The following is a 16245-nucleotide window of genomic DNA, read 5'->3' as shown; positions in this document are numbered from 1 at the left end:
TTTAAACTAGAATAAGCATTTTTTGTAACTTGATGCAATATGCCTAGACATCTATATTGTGGAAGCCTTTTATAAAATCCAAAATGCTAGTGATATTAGCTTGAGCCAATTTTGTACTTTCGGCTAACTTAGCCGCTGTTGAGTTACTCAGATCGTATTTTTTAATCAGGCGCTTGCCGAAGCCTGGGTGGTGATAAACGCTGAGTCTTTGATCGCGGGAATTAATTAAGCTCATCTGTGTGGGGATTTGAAAGAAATTGATGCTTTCACCGATTTTTGGAAAAGAACTGGAAATTTTGATTTGGTCTACTTTACTGATAGCTTGGTTAAGAGCTTTGCTGCATAACTGGACGTGTTTAGATTCTTTGACGTTAAGTTTTCCTGCATCGTGCGATTGAATCATTTTCATCAAAGCTATTAGGTTTTTTTGAGTTATGGCAGCGTCGTTAAAAGGAATGATCGCAACGTAAGCGGTGGCAAATAATTTATCGTCGCTGTCCATTTTAAATGCGAGTACGGTGCGCCTGGAGCTGACTTCAATCGTGGGAGGCTGACTTAAACTCGGGTATTGTTGGGCGATTTGGTAATAAGTTGCAGCTAGTGCAAAATGAGCGCCTTGGTCTAAGGGCGAGTCAATCACAATCCGAACTGTGGGCAAGGTTTCGTGAAAAAAGTCGTGGGTTCCTCCTGAGTTCAACCAGTAAATTTGGCTGTGGTCGCCGTTGGGGCTCAGATCGACCCACTTGCAGGTCATGCCTTCGGTTTTGATGCCGAGCCTCGAAACTGCGTGAAGTTTGGCTCCGGTTAAGGTGGCTCCGGTTAAGTCGGCTCCAATCCAGTCGGCGCGGATCAGATAGGCATTTGTCAGGTCGGCGTGAACTAAGCTGGCATTCAGCAAGTTGGCGTGGCAGAGGTCGGCTCGGCTGAGGTCGGCACCGCTCAATTTGGCTTCGCTCAGGTCGGCCCAGCGGAGATTGCAGCCGCTGAGAATGGCCCAGCGCAAATTGACGCCGCTGAGGTCGGCGCCGCTGAGTACGGCTTGAGTGAGGTTGGCTTGTCTCAGTTCTGTGCCTCGCAAGTCGGCGCCGCTGAGGTCGGCGCGGCTCAGGTCGGCTCCTTGCAGGTTGGCTTGTTCGAGGTTGGCTTCTGTCAAGCACGCGCCGCTGAGGTGAGCGCCTCGAAGGTTGGCTTGAGCGAGGTTGGCTCCTCGAAGGGTGGCTTCGGTAAGGGTGGCGCCGCTGAGGTTTGCGCCTTGCAGGTTGGCGCCGCTGAGTTCGGCTCGAATCAGCTCGGCTCTGATCAGTTTGGCTCCTACGAGTATGGCTTTTTTGAGGTCTACTCGCACTAGGTAAGCGACGTTGAGGTCGGCGTCGGTGAGGTCGGCGCCGCCTAGATGGGCGCCACTGAGTCTGGCGATGTTGAGTTTGGCACCTGTGAGGTTGGTTTTGCTGAGGTTTGCTCCGCTCAGGTTTGCTACACTCAGATTCGCACCCTTGAGGTTGGCTCCGCTCAAGTTGACGCCGCTGAGGTTGGCCTCAGTCAGGTTGATTCCGGCAAAGTTTCTTTCTCCGGCGGCATATTTTTTCAGGAGTTCCTCGACTGTCATGGGGGCGGCACCGTATCAAATATCCCCATTTTATTGCTATGAATATCGGTATTGTAGGACTGGGTTTAATTGGTGGCTCGATCGGGCTGGATTTGCGATTGCGCGGGTTTAATGTTTTTGGGGTTTCGAGCCGGCAGCAGACTTGCTATCGGGCGCAAGCTCGGGGTGTGGTCAATGAAGCCAGCATACACCTGTCTCTAATGGCAGTAGCCGATGTGGTTTTTATTTGCACGCCGCTGGGGTCGATCGAGCCGATCGTCCGAGATTTGGTGCCCTATCTTTCCCCTGATACTATTGTAACCGATGTCGGTTCCGTAAAAACACCCATAGTGCAGGCTGTGTCTCCTCTGTGGCCTAATTTTGTGGGGGGACACCCGATGGCGGGGACTGCTGAAAGCGGAATTGAGGCGGCGATGCCGGATTTGTTTGTAGGCCGGCCTTATGTGGTGACGCCGACTGCCCAGACACCGACGCTTGCGGTGGATAAGGTTGAGGAAATTGCGCGGTTGCTGGGTGCTAAAGTTTACCGATGTGAGCCGGAAGAACACGATCGAGCTGTGGCTTGGATTTCTCATTTGCCGCTAATGGCGAGCGCGACGCTGGTTGCTGCCTGCGATCGAGAGGGCGATCGGCATATTGTTAATTTAGCCCAACATTTGGCGAGTTCGGGTTTTCGGGATACGAGCCGGGTTGGGGGCGGCAATCCCGAGCTGGGAGTGATGGTGGCAAAGTACAATCGAGAGGAATTGTTGCGATCGCTCTCTATTTACCGCGACAGTCTTGACGAGTTCATCACTGATATCGAAGCTCAAAATTGGCAAGCTCTCGAACACAAGCTGAAGCTGACTCAACAAGCGAGACAGAATTACAAATTATGAGCCAAAAATTACTTAAAACGGTTCCCGTCTAGATTATGATTTGTGGATGCCTAAATATTGAGTTTTAATGTACACTTATTCTCGACTCAAGCGATTTTTGCTGGGTGAATCTCTCCCCACTAGCGCATCTATTCATGAACGCCTGAGCAACGCTACAGGACTAGCTGTTCTGGCTTCTGATGCACTGTCGTCTGTTGCCTACGCTACTCAAGAAACTCTGCTGGTACTGTTACTAGCGGGCAGTAGCAGTTTGAGTTTATCGCTGCCTATTTCTGGAATTATTATTTTACTGTTGGCGATCGTGGCGCTGTCTTACCGACAGACAATTAAAGCGTACCCCAACGGCGGTGGCGCTTACATTGTGGCGCGAGAAAATTTAGGTATTTACCCTGGTTTGATCGCAGCAGCTTCGCTGATGATTGATTACATTTTAACTGTAACAGTAAGTATTTCGGCTGGGGTGGCGGCCCTGACTTCAGCAGTTCCCTCTCTGCACCCCTACACGGTTGAACTGTGCTTAGTTTTTATTGTCCTAATCATGTTTGCCAATCTCAGGGGATTGCGGGAATCGGGCAATATATTTATGGTTCCCACCTATGGGTTTCTCGTTGGGATTTTTGTTTTGATTGGCTGCGGCTTATTCCAACAGGCAACAGGTAATGTTATGCCGGCATTACAAAATATTCCCGCTAAGGAACCTTTGGGATTATTTCTGCTGGCGCGCGCTTTTGCGGCGGGCTGTACTGCCCTGACTGGAGTTGAAGCCATATCAGACGGGGTGTTGGCTTTTAAGCCTCCTGAATGGAAAAATGCGCGCCTGACTTTGAGCTATATGGGGGCAATTCTGGGAGCGATGTTTTTGGGGATTAGTTACTTGGCTCATATTTATCAGGTGATTCCTACAGAACATGAAACGCTCCTTTCTGTGTTGGGAAAACAGATTTTTGGTGTCGGCATATTTTATTACTATTTGCAGGCCGCAACTCTGTTAATTTTGCTGTTGGCTGCGAATACGAGTTATGCAGATTTTCCGCGACTTTGTTATTTTTTGGCACGGGACGGGTTTTTACCGAGGCAATTGTCGCTGTTGGGCGATCGACTGGTTTATTCTAATGGCATTAATCTGCTAAGCTTCTGCGCTGCTCTTTTAATTATCATCTTTAGAGGCAATACGAGCGCAGTGCTTCCTCTGTATGCGGTTGGAGTTTTCACTTCTTTTACTCTCTCCCAATCGGGAATGGTAATTCACTGGTTTAAAGAACGAGGTAAAGGTTGGCAAGTTAGTGCTGTGATGAACGGTATTGGTGCAGTGGCAACAACGGGAGTTTTGGCTGTAATTCTCGCTACAAAATTCCTTTTGGGAGCTTGGGTTGTCGTAGTAACTATTCCGATCGTAGTCAGTCTATTTTTAGCTATTCACCGGCACTATCGTTATGTAGCGGCTCGCTTGAGCATTCAGGGAATAGAACCGAGGTCTTATCTTCGCAGACCTAGAGTTAAGACGGTGACACATCCGGCTGTGGTGTTAGTCGGGCAATTGCACCGGGGAACTTTCGAGGCCCTCGATTACGCTCGTTTAATTGCTGATGAAGTTGTGGCAGTTCACGTAGATATTGGTTTGACCGATCGAGCAAAATTACAAGCAGCTTGGCAAGATTTGCAGTCAGACATTCCTTTGGAAATTTTGGAATCGCCTTACCGTTCTGTTGGTTCGGCTTTGACGCACTTTTTGACTTTGTTTGAAGAGCAGCGACCGGGAGTATATTTAACGCTGATTATTCCGGCTTTTGTGACGCGGAATTGGTGGGAGGGACTGCTGCACAATCAAACTGCTTTCTTTTTGAAAGCGGCTTTGCGGGCTAAAAGAAGTCGGGTGGTAACGACGGTTAGGTATTTTCTTTAAGGGGGGATGGGCAACCGCGCGGGATTGCCCCTACTTCCTGGCAATGAAGGCTGGAATGCTCGATGAGGCGCTGGCCCAAAAAACCCGATTTCTTCGCAAAATCTTTGGTTTGGATGCGATTTTGCTAGGCAGAAACCGGGTTTCTGACACCGTTTGGTAAGTCATATATATTTATTAAAATTTTAAGAAAAGGGTTGACCTATCAAAAATGATATGTTATAAATTTACTCATTAGAAAAGTTGTCTTTCAACTTATCTTAAAAAAGATTGCGGCTGCTGAACCCAAGTCTTTTGTTCCCTAAAAAATCTCTTCAACTCTTGGGGGTTGCTATGCAACCCGCAACAGACTATTTATGCAGCAGCCAAAAAACTTGAACAGGCTTTTGCGAGCTTTGTCTCGGCAAGGTCTTGATGTTAGTTACGACAATAAAGTCTACTCGATTTGTCTCAATAGTTCTCTGAAAGAACAGTGGCAAGATGCCGATCCTCCCACAGCAGAAGTTTTGCTCCCAGAGGATTTTCCTGTGGAAGCAAAGGCGCTCAAACAGTTAGCAAATTTGGCGAATGTTCGACACCCTCAAGGCGGCTGCGTTTGCCGCGCTTGCGCTACTCCTGACTTCCATCCGGGGGATGCGGGGGTGGCGATCGGCTCTATTGTAGAAACAGCAGGAATGGTGATTCCGGCGGCTGTCGGTTCCGATATTAACTGCGGGATGCGGTTACACGTTGCGGATTTGTCGATCGAACAATTCCTCAGTCAGCGCGATCGATTTGTAGAATTGCTCAAAGGCGATTATTTTTTCGGTACTCGCGATGTCAGCATGACTGCAAAAACTGCTCGCGCGATGTTCCAACACGGGATTCCCGGATGGCTGGATGCTATGCTGGACGAGGCAACCGGCAGCGCGGCTAATTCGGATTTCGAGCAGTTGGCCACAGAGTGCGGTCGCACTTTCCTCGGCGGTTCCATGAATGGCGATGTCAAATGGGCTCCCGAAGAATTAGTCCCAAATGACGGCTTAGTCAGGGATGGCGGGTTAGCTACTATCGGTGGCGGCAATCACTTTGTGGAAATTCAAGTGGTTGAGGAAGTTATCGATCGAGCTACGGCTTATAGTTGGGGAGTTCGATCGGGACAAATCGCTTTCATGATTCACTCGGGTTCGCGGAATGTCGGCAAATATATCGGCGGAATGTGGCGCGATCGAGCTGGCGAAGCCTGGCCTAAAACTCTGAAATACCCTGAATCCCGGCTTTTTCCGCTCTCTGTCGAGGCAAATCCCGAACTTGTGAGCAGCTACCTGCAAGCGGAAGCAACAGCCGCTAATTACGGTTTTATCAACCGCTTACTGCTAGCTGAACTTCTGCGCTGGCGTTTGCGGCAAGTTTTCGGCGATGTCGAAGCTCCCTTGGTATACGATGTGCCTCACAATATCACCTTAGCTGAAGGTGCCGGCTGGGTAACGCGCAAAGGCGCTTGTCCCGCACATTCGGGTCAGCCTGTAATTGTACCGGGTTCGATGGGCGCGCCGTCTTTTTTGCTGGTTGGTTCGGGGAACGATCGATTTTTGCGATCGGCTTCTCACGGTGCAGGTAGGGCGCGATCGCGCTTCGATATGAGTCGCAAAGGTGTTGACAAAACTGACGCAGCTTTAGGATTAATCGGCGTAGATTGCATTACCGGGCGCGAAGAACGGAGAATCGAAGAAGCACCAGCCGCTTACAAGCCTATTCAACCAGTAATTGACGTTCAGGTTGAGGCGCAAATAGTGGGTGTAGTCGCTAAAATGAAGCCAGTGTTAACGTTTAAAGCCTAGGAACGGGGCATTTGAGAATTAAAAATTAAACAAGGGTAAGGTGCGCGCGGAGTACCCTACTAATTTTTAATTCTCGGCCCTATTTCCGATGCCCCATGCCCTATGAATGATTCTCAAGCATCACCAAATCCATCAAAACCTGTCCATCCCCTAAAGCGGCTGCTGAAGTACGGCCGCCGCTACCGCCTGAAAGCTTGGCTGGCAAGTATCTGTTCGCTGCTGAATAAATTCTTCGATTTAGCACCGCCAGCATTAATCGGTATTGCCGTTGATGTGGTGGTGAAACAGCAAGATTCTATCCTCGCTCAGTGGGGCATAAAAGATGTCTTTTGGCAACTGGCAATTATCACTTTTTTGAGCGCGGTTATTTGGACGTTGGAATCTCTTTTTGAATATGCCTATGATTATTTGTGGCGCAATTTGGCTCAGGATATTGAGCACGATTTGCGTCTGGAAGCTTACAGCCATTTGCAGGAATTAGAATTAGCTTATTTTGAAGAACGCAGCACGGGCGGTTTGATTTCTATTCTCAATGATGATATCAATCAACTCGAACGTTTTTTGGACGACGGCGCTAATGAGATAATTCAGGTAATGACAACGGTTGTTGTGATTGGCGCGGCTTTTTTTGCGGCATCTCCTCTTGTTGCTGGGCTGTCTATGCTGCCCATACCTTTTATTATTTGGGGTTCGATCGCCTTTCAAAATCGCCTCGCTCCTCTCTATGCTGATGTGCGGGAAAAGGTGAGTTTTCTGAACGGGCAACTGTCGAATAATTTAATGGGAATTACTACTATTAAAAGTTTTACTTCCGAAGATTATGAAATTCAGCGCATCGAAGCACAAAGCCAAGCTTACCGCGAAAGCAACCGACGGGCGATCGTACTTTCGGCCGCTTTTATTCCGCTGATTCGGGTTGTGATTTTCTTGGGGTTTATTGCAACGCTATTTCTGGGCGGTTTGGAGGTGGTGGCGGGCCGGTTGTCTGTGGGAACTTACAGCGTTTTGGTGTTTTTGACCCAGCGGTTGCTGTGGCCGCTGACTCGTCTGGGAGATACTCTGGATCAATACCAGCGCGCAATGGCTTCTACTAATCGGGTGATGAATTTGTTGGATACTCCGATCGCAATTCACACGGGTGATATTCGGCGGCCCGTTAGTTCGATTAAGGGAGAGTTGGAATTTAAAAATGTTACTTTTTCTTACAATCAAAGAAAGCCGATTTTGCAGTATTTCTCCTTGACTCTGCCGGCAGGAAAAACTACTGCGATTGTTGGGGCTACTGGTTCGGGAAAAAGTACACTGGTGAAGCTTATTTTGAGGCTGTACGAGGTACAGTACGGCAATATTTATCTCGACGGGATAGAATTAAATAACCTGAATTTAAAAGATTTGCGGAGAGCGATTGGATTGGTGAGTCAAGATGTATTTTTGTTTCACGGCACAGTGGCAGAAAATATTGCTTACGGCAGTTTTGAGGCTAACAATCGAGAGATAGTAAATGCTGCGAAAATTGCGGAGGCTCACGAGTTTATCGTACAATTGCCGGACGGTTACAACACTATTGTAGGGGAACGCGGTCAAAAATTGTCGGGGGGTCAGCGACAGCGAATTGCAATTGCGAGGGCTGTTTTGAAGAATCCGCCGATTTTGATTCTTGACGAAGCTACTTCAGCGGTGGATAACGAGACTGAGGCCGCAATTCAGCGATCGCTTGAACGAATCACCAAGAATCGCACTACAATTGCGATCGCCCACCGTCTTTCTACTGTCCGCAATGCCGATTGCATTTGTGTCATGGAAGAAGGGCTAGTGGTAGAATCGGGGCAGCACGAACAACTGATCGAACAGGACGGAATTTATGCGGCGCTCTGGCGCGTGCAATCTGGTATAAGATAGAAACGCAGCGGTTTTGGGTAATTGGGAATTGCTAATTTGTAATTAGGGATGGGGCATTGGGCATGGCTAACTAATGACAACAGTCAACTGCCAACTGCCAACTCCCAACTGACTGCTGACTGCTGAGTGTAAAATATTAGTTTATACAAACAAGAAGAGAAAATGTTTCTATTTGATAGCCCTGAGTCCAAACCCAACGAAAATAGCTGGAGCCGCAAATTAGATAAATTCGTGAAAGCTAATCAAAATGAATTGGCTGCTTTGGCTTGGGGGCTATTTCTAGAAAGGGGAGAGGAAAGCGAGGAGATTTTGGCAATTGATGTGGCAGAAACTGCGCGTTTTGTGTATTGTAAGAAAGAGGCGGTTGAGGAGTTGAACCGTCAAGTGAGAAGTCATATTCAGGAAGTTGTAGGTGTGTTGAACGCTCACAAGCCTGAGACAGAAGTGGCGATTTTGGCGATCGGGGAAGGTCAAATTAAGTTAATTTTTTTTGAACCTAAGCCTGAACCTCCTGTTTGTTTTGAGGAAGCTGCAACCGATGTGGATACATTGTTGGCTAAGCTGGAACAGCAGATGGTTGAATATATGAAATAGGAGTTATATCAAATCCGGTGGTATCGGAATTGATATTACCTACAGTCAGGAGATGACGCCGTGCGGTTTCCCTACAATTAATCGGGCGATGGTTATATCTCTTATCGAGGAAGATTGATTATGTTGGGGTAGGGAAACGGCAATGCCGTGTCCTCAGTTTTCCTATTGTCGATGGTTATATCCGATCGCACTCGGAGGGCAATTTCATCCCGCAGTCTCTTTCAATCCCTGAGTGATCTCAACTTCGTATCAGCAACACGCTTTCCGGCCTGTTCCACAAAGAGTAAACTGGGACTTATTATATATATCAGAATAACCAGCAATCAAAATAACCAGCGGGCGGCGAATCGTCATAAAAAATTTGAGCTTTGTCTAAAGTAGGTACCGCCTCTGCCAATTCTCTACCTACTTTTACCTCAAGCGCCCTGTCTGTTAATGGAAATGAAAATTGATGGCTATCTTGCAAATATTTTGCCTTAGCAACAATCTCATCTTTCTCCAAAACCTGGCTGTTGCTACCAATCAAAATGCTATTACTTTCCTGGCAAACACACAGGCACACCTGAGAAAACACACTTTGAAAAGTCCTGATTTTTTCGGCATAAAACTGATCCCTGTGCAGCAGATTTGCTAGTACAACTCCCTCGCTGGACAAGTGTTTTTCGCAGATTTGATAAAATTCTTTGGTGGATAGGCGGTGCGGAAAGTAGCCGTTGCCAAAGGCTACGTCGATCATGATGATATCGTACTGAGTATCTGATTTTTGCTGCTCTAAATACTCTCGGCCGTCTTGAATTGTTACAGTTAGCCGATCGTCTAATTTCACCCCAAAACACTGTGTAGCTGCTTCGATCGCGATCGGCTCGATCTCTGCACATTCTATAAAAGTTTGCGGCAAATAGTGGTGCAAAACTAAGGGAACTCTGCCACCGCCAAATCCAGCTATGTAGATTCTTTGAGGTTGGCTTTGCCACACTAAACCTAACATCATCGCCTGAGTATATTCCGACACTAGATGTAAAGGATTGTTGAAATCGAAAATAGATTGCAGTAAATCTGTGTGCTGATTTACTTTTTCTACTAAAGATAGCTTAATGTGCGATCGCTCTTTTGTGACTGCAACATAGTGAACACCAGACTCTTTGCAAAAAATAACTGTGTCTGGCTGTTGCTGCAGCCAAGCCAGCCGCTGTCCAATAGCGGATAAATTGATAGATTGCCAAGTTTTGTATTCCTCAATCATCTGATTTTAAATTTTATTTAAATTCGATATTCTCTAAAAATATAGCCTCATCAACCCGGTTTCTATCAAAATGGCTGAGTCGCCCGATATCTGCGAAGAAACCGGGTTTCTAGTCAAGGCTGACGCAAGTCATGTTCTCATTTTCCAGCATGGTAAAGAACGAGAAGACAACAGAAATTAACTTGATTACAGCCGCTTGTACGCCACCAACTCCAAACCCGAAATCGAAAAATCCACTCTTTCCCAATCTTGCTTATCACCTTCCAATTTTTCAAAGGCTGCTGAGGTGAGCAAAATCTCTCCCCGTTCCGCCAGATCCTCTCCCAGCTTCGATGCTAGATTAAATTCTGAACCGTACATATCCTCTCCTTCCAGCATCAAAACATCGCCACAGCCGATACCAATGCAGAGGTAAATATCCATTTCCGGCGGCAGTGTCGTGTTGACAGCCGCCGTGTGTTTCACAGAGTCGATCGCAGCTTCCACCGCCGCTTTTACATCAGCAAAAACTGCAAAAATATTGTCTGCTTCCTCCTTAACTACAGTGCCACCGTATTCGGAAATTATCGGTTTGACAATTCCGTGCATCCGGTGAATCATTGCCAAAAAATGAATAATTCCGTAGCGGACTGTCGTGCGCGAAAATCCCGACATATCCATTACTAAAATGGCGTAATTTTTGCGGAAAGTGGCATTAATTTTTTCATCAATTTCAGCCATTCTTTCGGGATATTCGTTTCTTTCTTGCAACAAGGTTTCTAAGTAAGCACGGTTATTTGTTTTCATTTTTGTTTAATTAAATTCCCAATCACGACACACTTCTTGAGGGCGACCAGGCGGATGCACTGCACAAGTGATGCCATCCTTACCGTAATAATAATCGCACACTTTGCAAGGTTTAGTTTGCTCTAATTTTTTCATCAAAATTGCCCGGATTGTCTGGACTCGGTTGCGATACTTGTTTGCATTCGAGTGACTCGGTTCAATTGCCAACGCTTGCTCGAAAGCTGCTAAGCTGGAATCGTACAATTTAATAATTTGGGCGCTGTATTTTGTCCAAGCATCGGCGTGGCTTTGATAAAGTTCGACTGTATTTAAGTTTAAAATTCCGTATTCCGTCCAAGCCTCAGCAGAAGCTCGATCGAACTTAATATGGGCATTGAGCAAAACTTTTTTGATCGTTGCCAAAAGTTCCCTTGGCTGCCAAGGTTTGCTAACATAAGCCTCGGCGCGATCGATCGCCCGGGAAAATAAAGCTAACTGCTGTCCCTTCCCTGTTAAAAATACGATCGGTATGTTCCGAGTTTCGGGATTAGCTTTAATTAAACGACAAACACCGTAACCGTCTAGACGGGGCATTATGACATCTAATAATACTAAATCAGGGCAATTTTTCTCAATTTTATCTAGCGCTTCCACACCGTCAGATGCCTGAATTACATTCAATCCGCTGCATCTCAACTGATGTGAAATGCACTCCCGCTGACTGCGGGAATCTTCCACCACTAAAACTGTACTCATCACTCCCCACCTGGTTTCTGAGGTAAATTTTTTCGCTGCTTCGAGTAACCCTTGCTGAAATCAGTTTACCCGCCTTGGATGAATTTGTTATCACTGGCAAGCTAAACTTACTCAAATTGCAACAAATCTTAAACTGAGGAGCGAAGGTGATACTTATCAGAAAATGCTGGTTGCTAATACCCGAATAATTGTTGAAGTTTTGGGCGGTAAATATTGGGATTTTAAGCCTTAATAACGGCAAATCATACTGATGGGGGACAAAAACCTTGTTGAATTGCAACAGATAATGGGCTAATGTGTACGTTGAAGTTCTTAAGGACGACAAATGAATAGATTGCTCCTCACTTTACTTGTAAGTCCGACGCTGTTTGGATCTCTGATGTCTTTGAGCGCGATCGCAAATCCCGCTCAAATTGGCGAAACACCAAGCCAATCGGCTGATTCGCCCCGCTGCGTGCGATCGCCCCACACTCAGCGTCTGACTTGCGTGCGACTCCCCGCCAAAACCGCTGCTTCAGATTCTAAACCGACGATCGCTTGGCAGCGCCCTGCTGACGAACAGACGGCGATGCTGGATTTTTCGGAAGAAGAAAGCGATGCGGCCGTGGCGATGTTTGGCTGCGACTGCCCGGTTTGTATCAATTCCCTGCGGCAGTTGCGCGGTGTGCCGCTTTTACCGGTGTAAGGGCGATCGATCGAACAGCATTGGAAGTCAGGATCAAAAACCAGGTTTCCGATCGCTGCGCCCTTTCTCACTTTTAGAGAAATGGTAGTCAATCTGTTCCAGCATTTATATAGATTTTGGATCTATCAAAATCGGGTCTGCTTTTACGGCTTCTACAGCTATTACCCACAGTGTAATTAGCAAGGTTTCTTCAACAGTTCCTAGTTAAACTGGGGTTTTAGTAATGACTTACTTCTTTCAGTTGTTGTAACCCCCTCTACTTTTTAGCTAGAACTTGTTTAAGTTGAGCAGTTGCTTGCTCAATTTTTTCGATACTCCCTGGGTTGACCAATCCGTAGTAGTCAAAAACGTAAACTCGATTATTTTTAGTGGCTGTTAGTTGATTCCAAAATGAATCAGATTTAAATTGGTCTAAAATTCCTTCTTCCCGATCGACTATAATGATTATTTCAGGATTAGCCTCTAAAACCTTTTCCGCTGAAAGCGTCACGTAGCCTAGAACAGGGCTATCTCCTTGCAACTGGGCGGCGACATTTTTCACGTTAAACTTACCCAGCAAATCTCCAGCCCAACTGCTTTGATTTGGAGATAAAATCGGTTGTCTGCTTACCAAAACTAAAGTGGCAGGGCTTTGATTTGGGATGTCTGCTAAAAATGTTTGGTAGCGTTTTAACAGAGGTTCTGGATTTGTATTGAGGGATTTAGCTAAAGTAGTTGTTAACTCTTCTAGGGATTTCCAGCTATCAACTTGAGTAAGTAAAGTTTTTATTCCAAGCTGCTGCAATTTTTGCATTGTTTGGTCGTGAAATCCCGACGCACCTACGACCAAATTTGGTTTTAATGCGATGATTTTTTCCAAATTAGGAGGGGTGCGTTCGGTAGTGACTGCGGTAATTCCTGTAAATTTGGGGTTGCTGCTGACTAATGCGCTGCCGGGAATTCCCACAAGTTTGGTTGGGTCGAGTTGATGGATAATATCGGCGGTTAAAGGTGTTAAAGCTACAACTTTTTGTGCTGATTCGCTGTTAGTTGTTTGTGGTTGATTGGCTGGCGAAACAGCAGGAGTTGATTGCTGAATTTGGGGTAAAGTGGCGGCGGAGCAAGCGGTAAATGCTAAACTCAGCAACAGGATAGCGGTACGATAAAACAAAGTTTTGTACATAGTTTTGGCTGGAGTTACACCGAGTTTAGACCAGGTTGAGACAGAATTGACGGGAAGTTTGATCGCACTTTAGCGCTTAAGTATTTAAATATCAATAGTTTACGGTAGATTTTGTATAAAAAACCGCACTTATTGCCTGAAATCGGATTTTTTAAGTATCTCTTAATTTTTATTCTACCCTTTGGAACCACTACTAAGCAATAGTTTAAAGCCTGTGGCACTCAGATAGAACAGCGGATTGTGACAATCAGTTAATAGAAATAATTAGGAAGAAATTGAGAACTTAGTGCGAGGGCAAGGTTATACTTATCATACAAGGATTAAGTGTGAAGAGTGGGAGCGATCGCACAAATCTGCAAGCCTACAGAAGTCTCTAAAATTATAGCTTCTACGCCAAAAGTCTTAGCTAAATTATCAGGAGTTAAAACTTGTGCCGGAGTTCCTACAGAAAAAAGTTCTCCTTTATTTAACATAGCAATCCGCGAACTGTATCTAGCAGCTAAATTAATTTCATGCAACACGGTAATAATCGTCAACTTGTGTTTTTGATTGAGTTGATCAAGCAAATCTAACAATTGCAACTGATAGCAAATATCTAAATAAGTCGTAGGTTCATCTAATAGCAAAACTTGCGGGTTTTGAGCCAAAGCTAAGGCGAGAAAAGCGCGCTGGCGTTCGCCTCCTGAGAGTTGTTCGACAGGCCGATCGCGAAATTCCTCAATCCCAGTTTGACTGATAGCAACTTCCACCTTTTCCGCATCTTCCTTGCTCAATTCCCACTGCCACCAACCCTGATGAGGAGAACGCCCCAAACTAACTAATTGCTTTACAGTCAAACCTTCCGGTACTGTTTGCTGCTGCGGCAAAATCGCTAATTTTTGAGCGACAACAGCAGCAGGTTGAGTATGAATTGCTTTGCCATCAAGCAACACACTTCCTTGCTGCGGAATTAGGATGCGGCTAACTAACTTCAAGAAAGTAGACTTACCAGAACCGTTGGCACCGATGAGACTCAACCACTCACCAGGTTGTAAAGATAAAGTGATGTTGCGGGCGATCGCAACTTCGCCGTAGCCCCCAGTTAAATTTTGAATTTCTAAAGACATTATATTTTGTTATTGGTTATTGGTTATTGGTTATTGGTTATTGGTTATTGGAAAATTTAATGACAACTGACAACTGACAACTGACAACTGACAACTGACTAATAACTAGAACGCCGATAAAGCAGCCAAACAAACAGGGGAGAACCCAACAAAGCCGTCACCGTACCCACAGGCAATTCTACCGCACCCAAACGAGCCAAAAAATCAGCAAAAGTCAACACCCAAGCACCGCCGATCGCACTCATCGGCAACACAAACCGATAATCATTACCCACCAACAAACGCACCCCGTGAGGCACAACCAATCCCACAAAACCAATCAATCCGCCGATGCTGACAGCACTCGCAGCTAACAAAGTAGCAACACCCCCAATCAACAAGCGCGATCGTACCAGCGAAACCCCCAAACCAACAGCTAAATCGTCGCCCAAAGCCAGCAAATTTATCGAGCGCCCTAAAAAACATCCTAACAGCAAAGCAGTCAAAATATAAGGTGAAGCAACCTGCAAATCCGACCAACCGCGACCGTTCAAACTACCGATTAACCAATTCAAAGCAGCTTGCAAACGGCTGTCTTCAGCTAACAGCAGCAGTGTAGTTTGTATTGCCCCGAACAGAGAACTCACAGCCACACCGGCTAAAACCAAACGTTCAACAGAAATGCCAGTTTTAGTTTTTCCCAAAAAGTAGACCAGCATCGAAGTTAAAATAGCACCTATCCAAGCCGCCAAAGGCACCCAAGTTTGAAATATTCCCAAAGTCAGCATGGTAATCGCAACCAACCCCGCACCAGCCGAAATTCCTAATACAAAAGGATCTGCTAAACCGTTGCGGAGCAAACCTTGCAGCAACGCCCCCGACATTCCTAAAGCCGCACCAACCGTCAGCGCTGCCACAACTCTGGGCAAACGCAATTCCCATAAAATAGTCTGATTGGCAGCATCACCTCGGTGCAGAAATGCTTGCCACAATTGATCGGCACTCATGGATACCGCACCAAAAGAAAGCGAAAGGGCGATGGTGAACAGCAAACCCAATCCTAAGAAGATGACTGCCGGAAAAATGCGATGTTGTAGCCAGAGTTTTTTCACAATATATTATACCGCTTTGTTTTTCGATAAAATCGTCTTTTTGCCGAGTTATTTCTGTGCGATGGCCAAAACTACCAAGGGAAAATCTGGCTCGTTTGCGAGCCAATGAATGGAGGGATTGTAAAGCTCCCACCTGGCAAAGTTTGCCACCACACAAGCTCGGTTTCCCCAGGCTCCTGTTTGAATGCTTTCTAAATTAAAACCGCATTCAGCAAGCAAGTATTTGATGCCAGTTTCTGTCCAGCGAGAGCAATCTGTAGGACAATCGTGAATGCGAATCAAAAAGGGTGTGGTTATTAAAAAATATCCCTTGCTGTTGAGCATTCTATATATATTTTTTCCGCGGTAAGGCCAAAGTAAATGTTCAAATATCTGCTCGGCAATTATTAAATCAAATGTTTCATCAAGGCAAGACTCGCAAATATCAAAATCGGGATACTTAAGTGATTTATAGCTTTTGAAAGACTCCCAATTCCCCCAACTATTGCCGGATATTTCTAATACATTCAAGCCCTCTGGCTGCCAGCTTTTAACTATTCTGCGCGTTTCGCGGTTCATTACGACTGGACACCAATCTTCATTAACAGCACTAAATACCATATTTCCTCTGTTTTGAATGCTCGAACTCGTTAACTACAATAACAATAACCGATTCACCTGAAGACAATACTCCGGACAGTTTTTAAAGAGGGATGCGATGGCTTCGGCAAGCAACGCTTACGCAATAAATCACAGAAGCG

14 protein-coding genes are annotated in these 16245 nt (G+C 45.9%); 6 read left to right on the top strand and 8 right to left on the bottom strand.

The genetic code is table 11. From position 1 onward, the window contains the following. Positions 1 to 43 precede the first annotated feature (43 nt). Positions 44 to 1606, bottom strand: a complete 1563-nt coding sequence (locus QUA33_RS16415; protein WP_333149542.1) for a pentapeptide repeat-containing protein — start codon at positions 1604 to 1606, stop codon at positions 44 to 46. 38 nt (positions 1607 to 1644) lie between these two features. Between QUA33_RS16415 and QUA33_RS16410 the strand changes: the two genes are divergently transcribed. The 5 genes from QUA33_RS16410 to ccmS all read left to right on the top strand — a co-directional run bounded on the left by QUA33_RS16410 (position 1645) and on the right by ccmS (position 8697). Continuing rightward, a complete protein-coding gene (locus QUA33_RS16410) occupies positions 1645 to 2484 on the top strand; it encodes a prephenate/arogenate dehydrogenase (protein WP_333149540.1) in 840 nt (279 codons plus the stop codon). Positions 2485 to 2551: 67 nt separating this feature from the next. Beyond that, complete coding sequence (locus QUA33_RS16405; RefSeq protein ID WP_333100908.1) at positions 2552 to 4387, top strand: APC family permease; 1836 nt, start codon at positions 2552 to 2554, stop codon at positions 4385 to 4387. Between the two features lie 353 nt (positions 4388 to 4740). Continuing rightward, the gene (locus tag QUA33_RS16400; protein ID WP_333149538.1) at positions 4741 to 6204 is read left to right on the top strand and encodes an RtcB family protein; all 1464 of its coding nucleotides are present in this window, start codon (positions 4741 to 4743) and stop codon (positions 6202 to 6204) included. A 102-nt stretch (positions 6205 to 6306) separates the two neighbouring features. Further along, a complete protein-coding gene (locus QUA33_RS16395) occupies positions 6307 to 8103 on the top strand; it encodes an ABC transporter ATP-binding protein (RefSeq protein WP_333149536.1) in 1797 nt (598 codons plus the stop codon). 162 nt (positions 8104 to 8265) lie between these two features. Next, positions 8266 to 8697 (top strand): beta-carboxysome assembly chaperone CcmS, encoded by a 432-nt coding sequence (gene ccmS, locus QUA33_RS16390; protein ID WP_333038598.1) that lies wholly within the window; start codon positions 8266 to 8268, stop codon positions 8695 to 8697. Between the two features lie 307 nt (positions 8698 to 9004). Here the strand turns inward: ccmS and QUA33_RS16385 are convergent, their stop codons facing one another. The 3 genes from QUA33_RS16385 to QUA33_RS16375 all read right to left on the bottom strand — a co-directional run bounded on the left by QUA33_RS16385 (position 9005) and on the right by QUA33_RS16375 (position 11461). After that, a complete protein-coding gene (locus tag QUA33_RS16385; protein ID WP_333149534.1) occupies positions 9005 to 9940 on the bottom strand; it encodes a fused MFS/spermidine synthase in 936 nt (311 codons plus the stop codon). Positions 9941 to 10126: 186 nt separating this feature from the next. Then, the gene (locus QUA33_RS16380; protein WP_333074421.1) at positions 10127 to 10726 is read right to left on the bottom strand and encodes an adenylate/guanylate cyclase domain-containing protein; all 600 of its coding nucleotides are present in this window, start codon (positions 10724 to 10726) and stop codon (positions 10127 to 10129) included. Between the two features lie 6 nt (positions 10727 to 10732). Beyond that, a complete protein-coding gene (locus QUA33_RS16375) occupies positions 10733 to 11461 on the bottom strand; it encodes a response regulator (RefSeq protein WP_333149532.1) in 729 nt (242 codons plus the stop codon). Positions 11462 to 11786: 325 nt separating this feature from the next. Here QUA33_RS16375 and QUA33_RS16370 point away from each other — a divergent pair, with 325 nt between their 5' ends. Beyond that, positions 11787 to 12146, top strand: coding sequence for a hypothetical protein (locus QUA33_RS16370; RefSeq protein WP_333099938.1), 360 nt, complete (start codon positions 11787 to 11789; stop codon positions 12144 to 12146). Positions 12147 to 12402: 256 nt separating this feature from the next. Here QUA33_RS16370 and QUA33_RS16365 read toward each other — a convergent pair whose 3' ends face one another. From QUA33_RS16365 to QUA33_RS16350, 4 genes are all read right to left on the bottom strand, one after another. Beyond that, complete coding sequence (locus QUA33_RS16365; RefSeq protein ID WP_333149530.1) at positions 12403 to 13308, bottom strand: ABC transporter substrate-binding protein; 906 nt, start codon at positions 13306 to 13308, stop codon at positions 12403 to 12405. Between the two features lie 320 nt (positions 13309 to 13628). After that, entirely contained in the window at positions 13629 to 14414 is a 786-nt protein-coding gene (locus tag QUA33_RS16360; protein WP_333149528.1) for an ABC transporter ATP-binding protein, read from the bottom strand. A 98-nt stretch (positions 14415 to 14512) separates the two neighbouring features. Then, on the bottom strand, positions 14513 to 15505 hold the full coding sequence (locus QUA33_RS16355; RefSeq protein WP_333149527.1) for an iron ABC transporter permease: 993 nt from the start codon (positions 15503 to 15505) through the stop codon (positions 14513 to 14515). Positions 15506 to 15553: 48 nt separating this feature from the next. Continuing rightward, a complete protein-coding gene (locus tag QUA33_RS16350) occupies positions 15554 to 16105 on the bottom strand; it encodes a hypothetical protein (RefSeq protein ID WP_333149526.1) in 552 nt (183 codons plus the stop codon). Positions 16106 to 16245: the final 140 nt, after the last annotated feature.

Origin of the sequence: Microcoleus sp. Pol14D4 (genome assembly GCF_036701245.1) — a bacterium.
Classification (GTDB): domain Bacteria; phylum Cyanobacteriota; class Cyanobacteriia; order Cyanobacteriales; family Microcoleaceae; genus Microcoleus.
The sequence above is the reverse complement of the archived record's forward strand: the minus strand, read 5'-3'. Positions and strand labels throughout refer to the sequence as shown.

Excerpts from the sequence above, each read along its gene's own strand:
- QUA33_RS16415 (WP_333149542.1), bottom strand. The coding sequence starts at position 1,606 with ATGACAGTCGAGGAACTCCTGAAAAAATATGCCGCCGGAGAAAGAAAC.
- QUA33_RS16410 (WP_333149540.1), top strand. The coding sequence starts at position 1,645 with ATGAATATCGGTATTGTAGGACTGGGTTTAATTGGTGGCTCGATCGGG.
- QUA33_RS16405 (WP_333100908.1), top strand. The coding sequence starts at position 2,552 with ATGTACACTTATTCTCGACTCAAGCGATTTTTGCTGGGTGAATCTCTC.
- QUA33_RS16400 (WP_333149538.1), top strand. The coding sequence starts at position 4,741 with ATGCAGCAGCCAAAAAACTTGAACAGGCTTTTGCGAGCTTTGTCTCGG.
- QUA33_RS16395 (WP_333149536.1), top strand. The coding sequence starts at position 6,307 with ATGAATGATTCTCAAGCATCACCAAATCCATCAAAACCTGTCCATCCC.
- ccmS (WP_333038598.1), top strand. The coding sequence starts at position 8,266 with ATGTTTCTATTTGATAGCCCTGAGTCCAAACCCAACGAAAATAGCTGG.
- QUA33_RS16385 (WP_333149534.1), bottom strand. The coding sequence starts at position 9,940 with ATGATTGAGGAATACAAAACTTGGCAATCTATCAATTTATCCGCTATT.
- QUA33_RS16380 (WP_333074421.1), bottom strand. The coding sequence starts at position 10,726 with ATGAAAACAAATAACCGTGCTTACTTAGAAACCTTGTTGCAAGAAAGA.
- QUA33_RS16375 (WP_333149532.1), bottom strand. The coding sequence starts at position 11,461 with ATGAGTACAGTTTTAGTGGTGGAAGATTCCCGCAGTCAGCGGGAGTGC.
- QUA33_RS16370 (WP_333099938.1), top strand. The coding sequence starts at position 11,787 with ATGAATAGATTGCTCCTCACTTTACTTGTAAGTCCGACGCTGTTTGGA.
- QUA33_RS16365 (WP_333149530.1), bottom strand. The coding sequence starts at position 13,308 with ATGTACAAAACTTTGTTTTATCGTACCGCTATCCTGTTGCTGAGTTTA.
- QUA33_RS16360 (WP_333149528.1), bottom strand. The coding sequence starts at position 14,414 with ATGTCTTTAGAAATTCAAAATTTAACTGGGGGCTACGGCGAAGTTGCG.
- QUA33_RS16350 (WP_333149526.1), bottom strand. The coding sequence starts at position 16,105 with ATGGTATTTAGTGCTGTTAATGAAGATTGGTGTCCAGTCGTAATGAAC.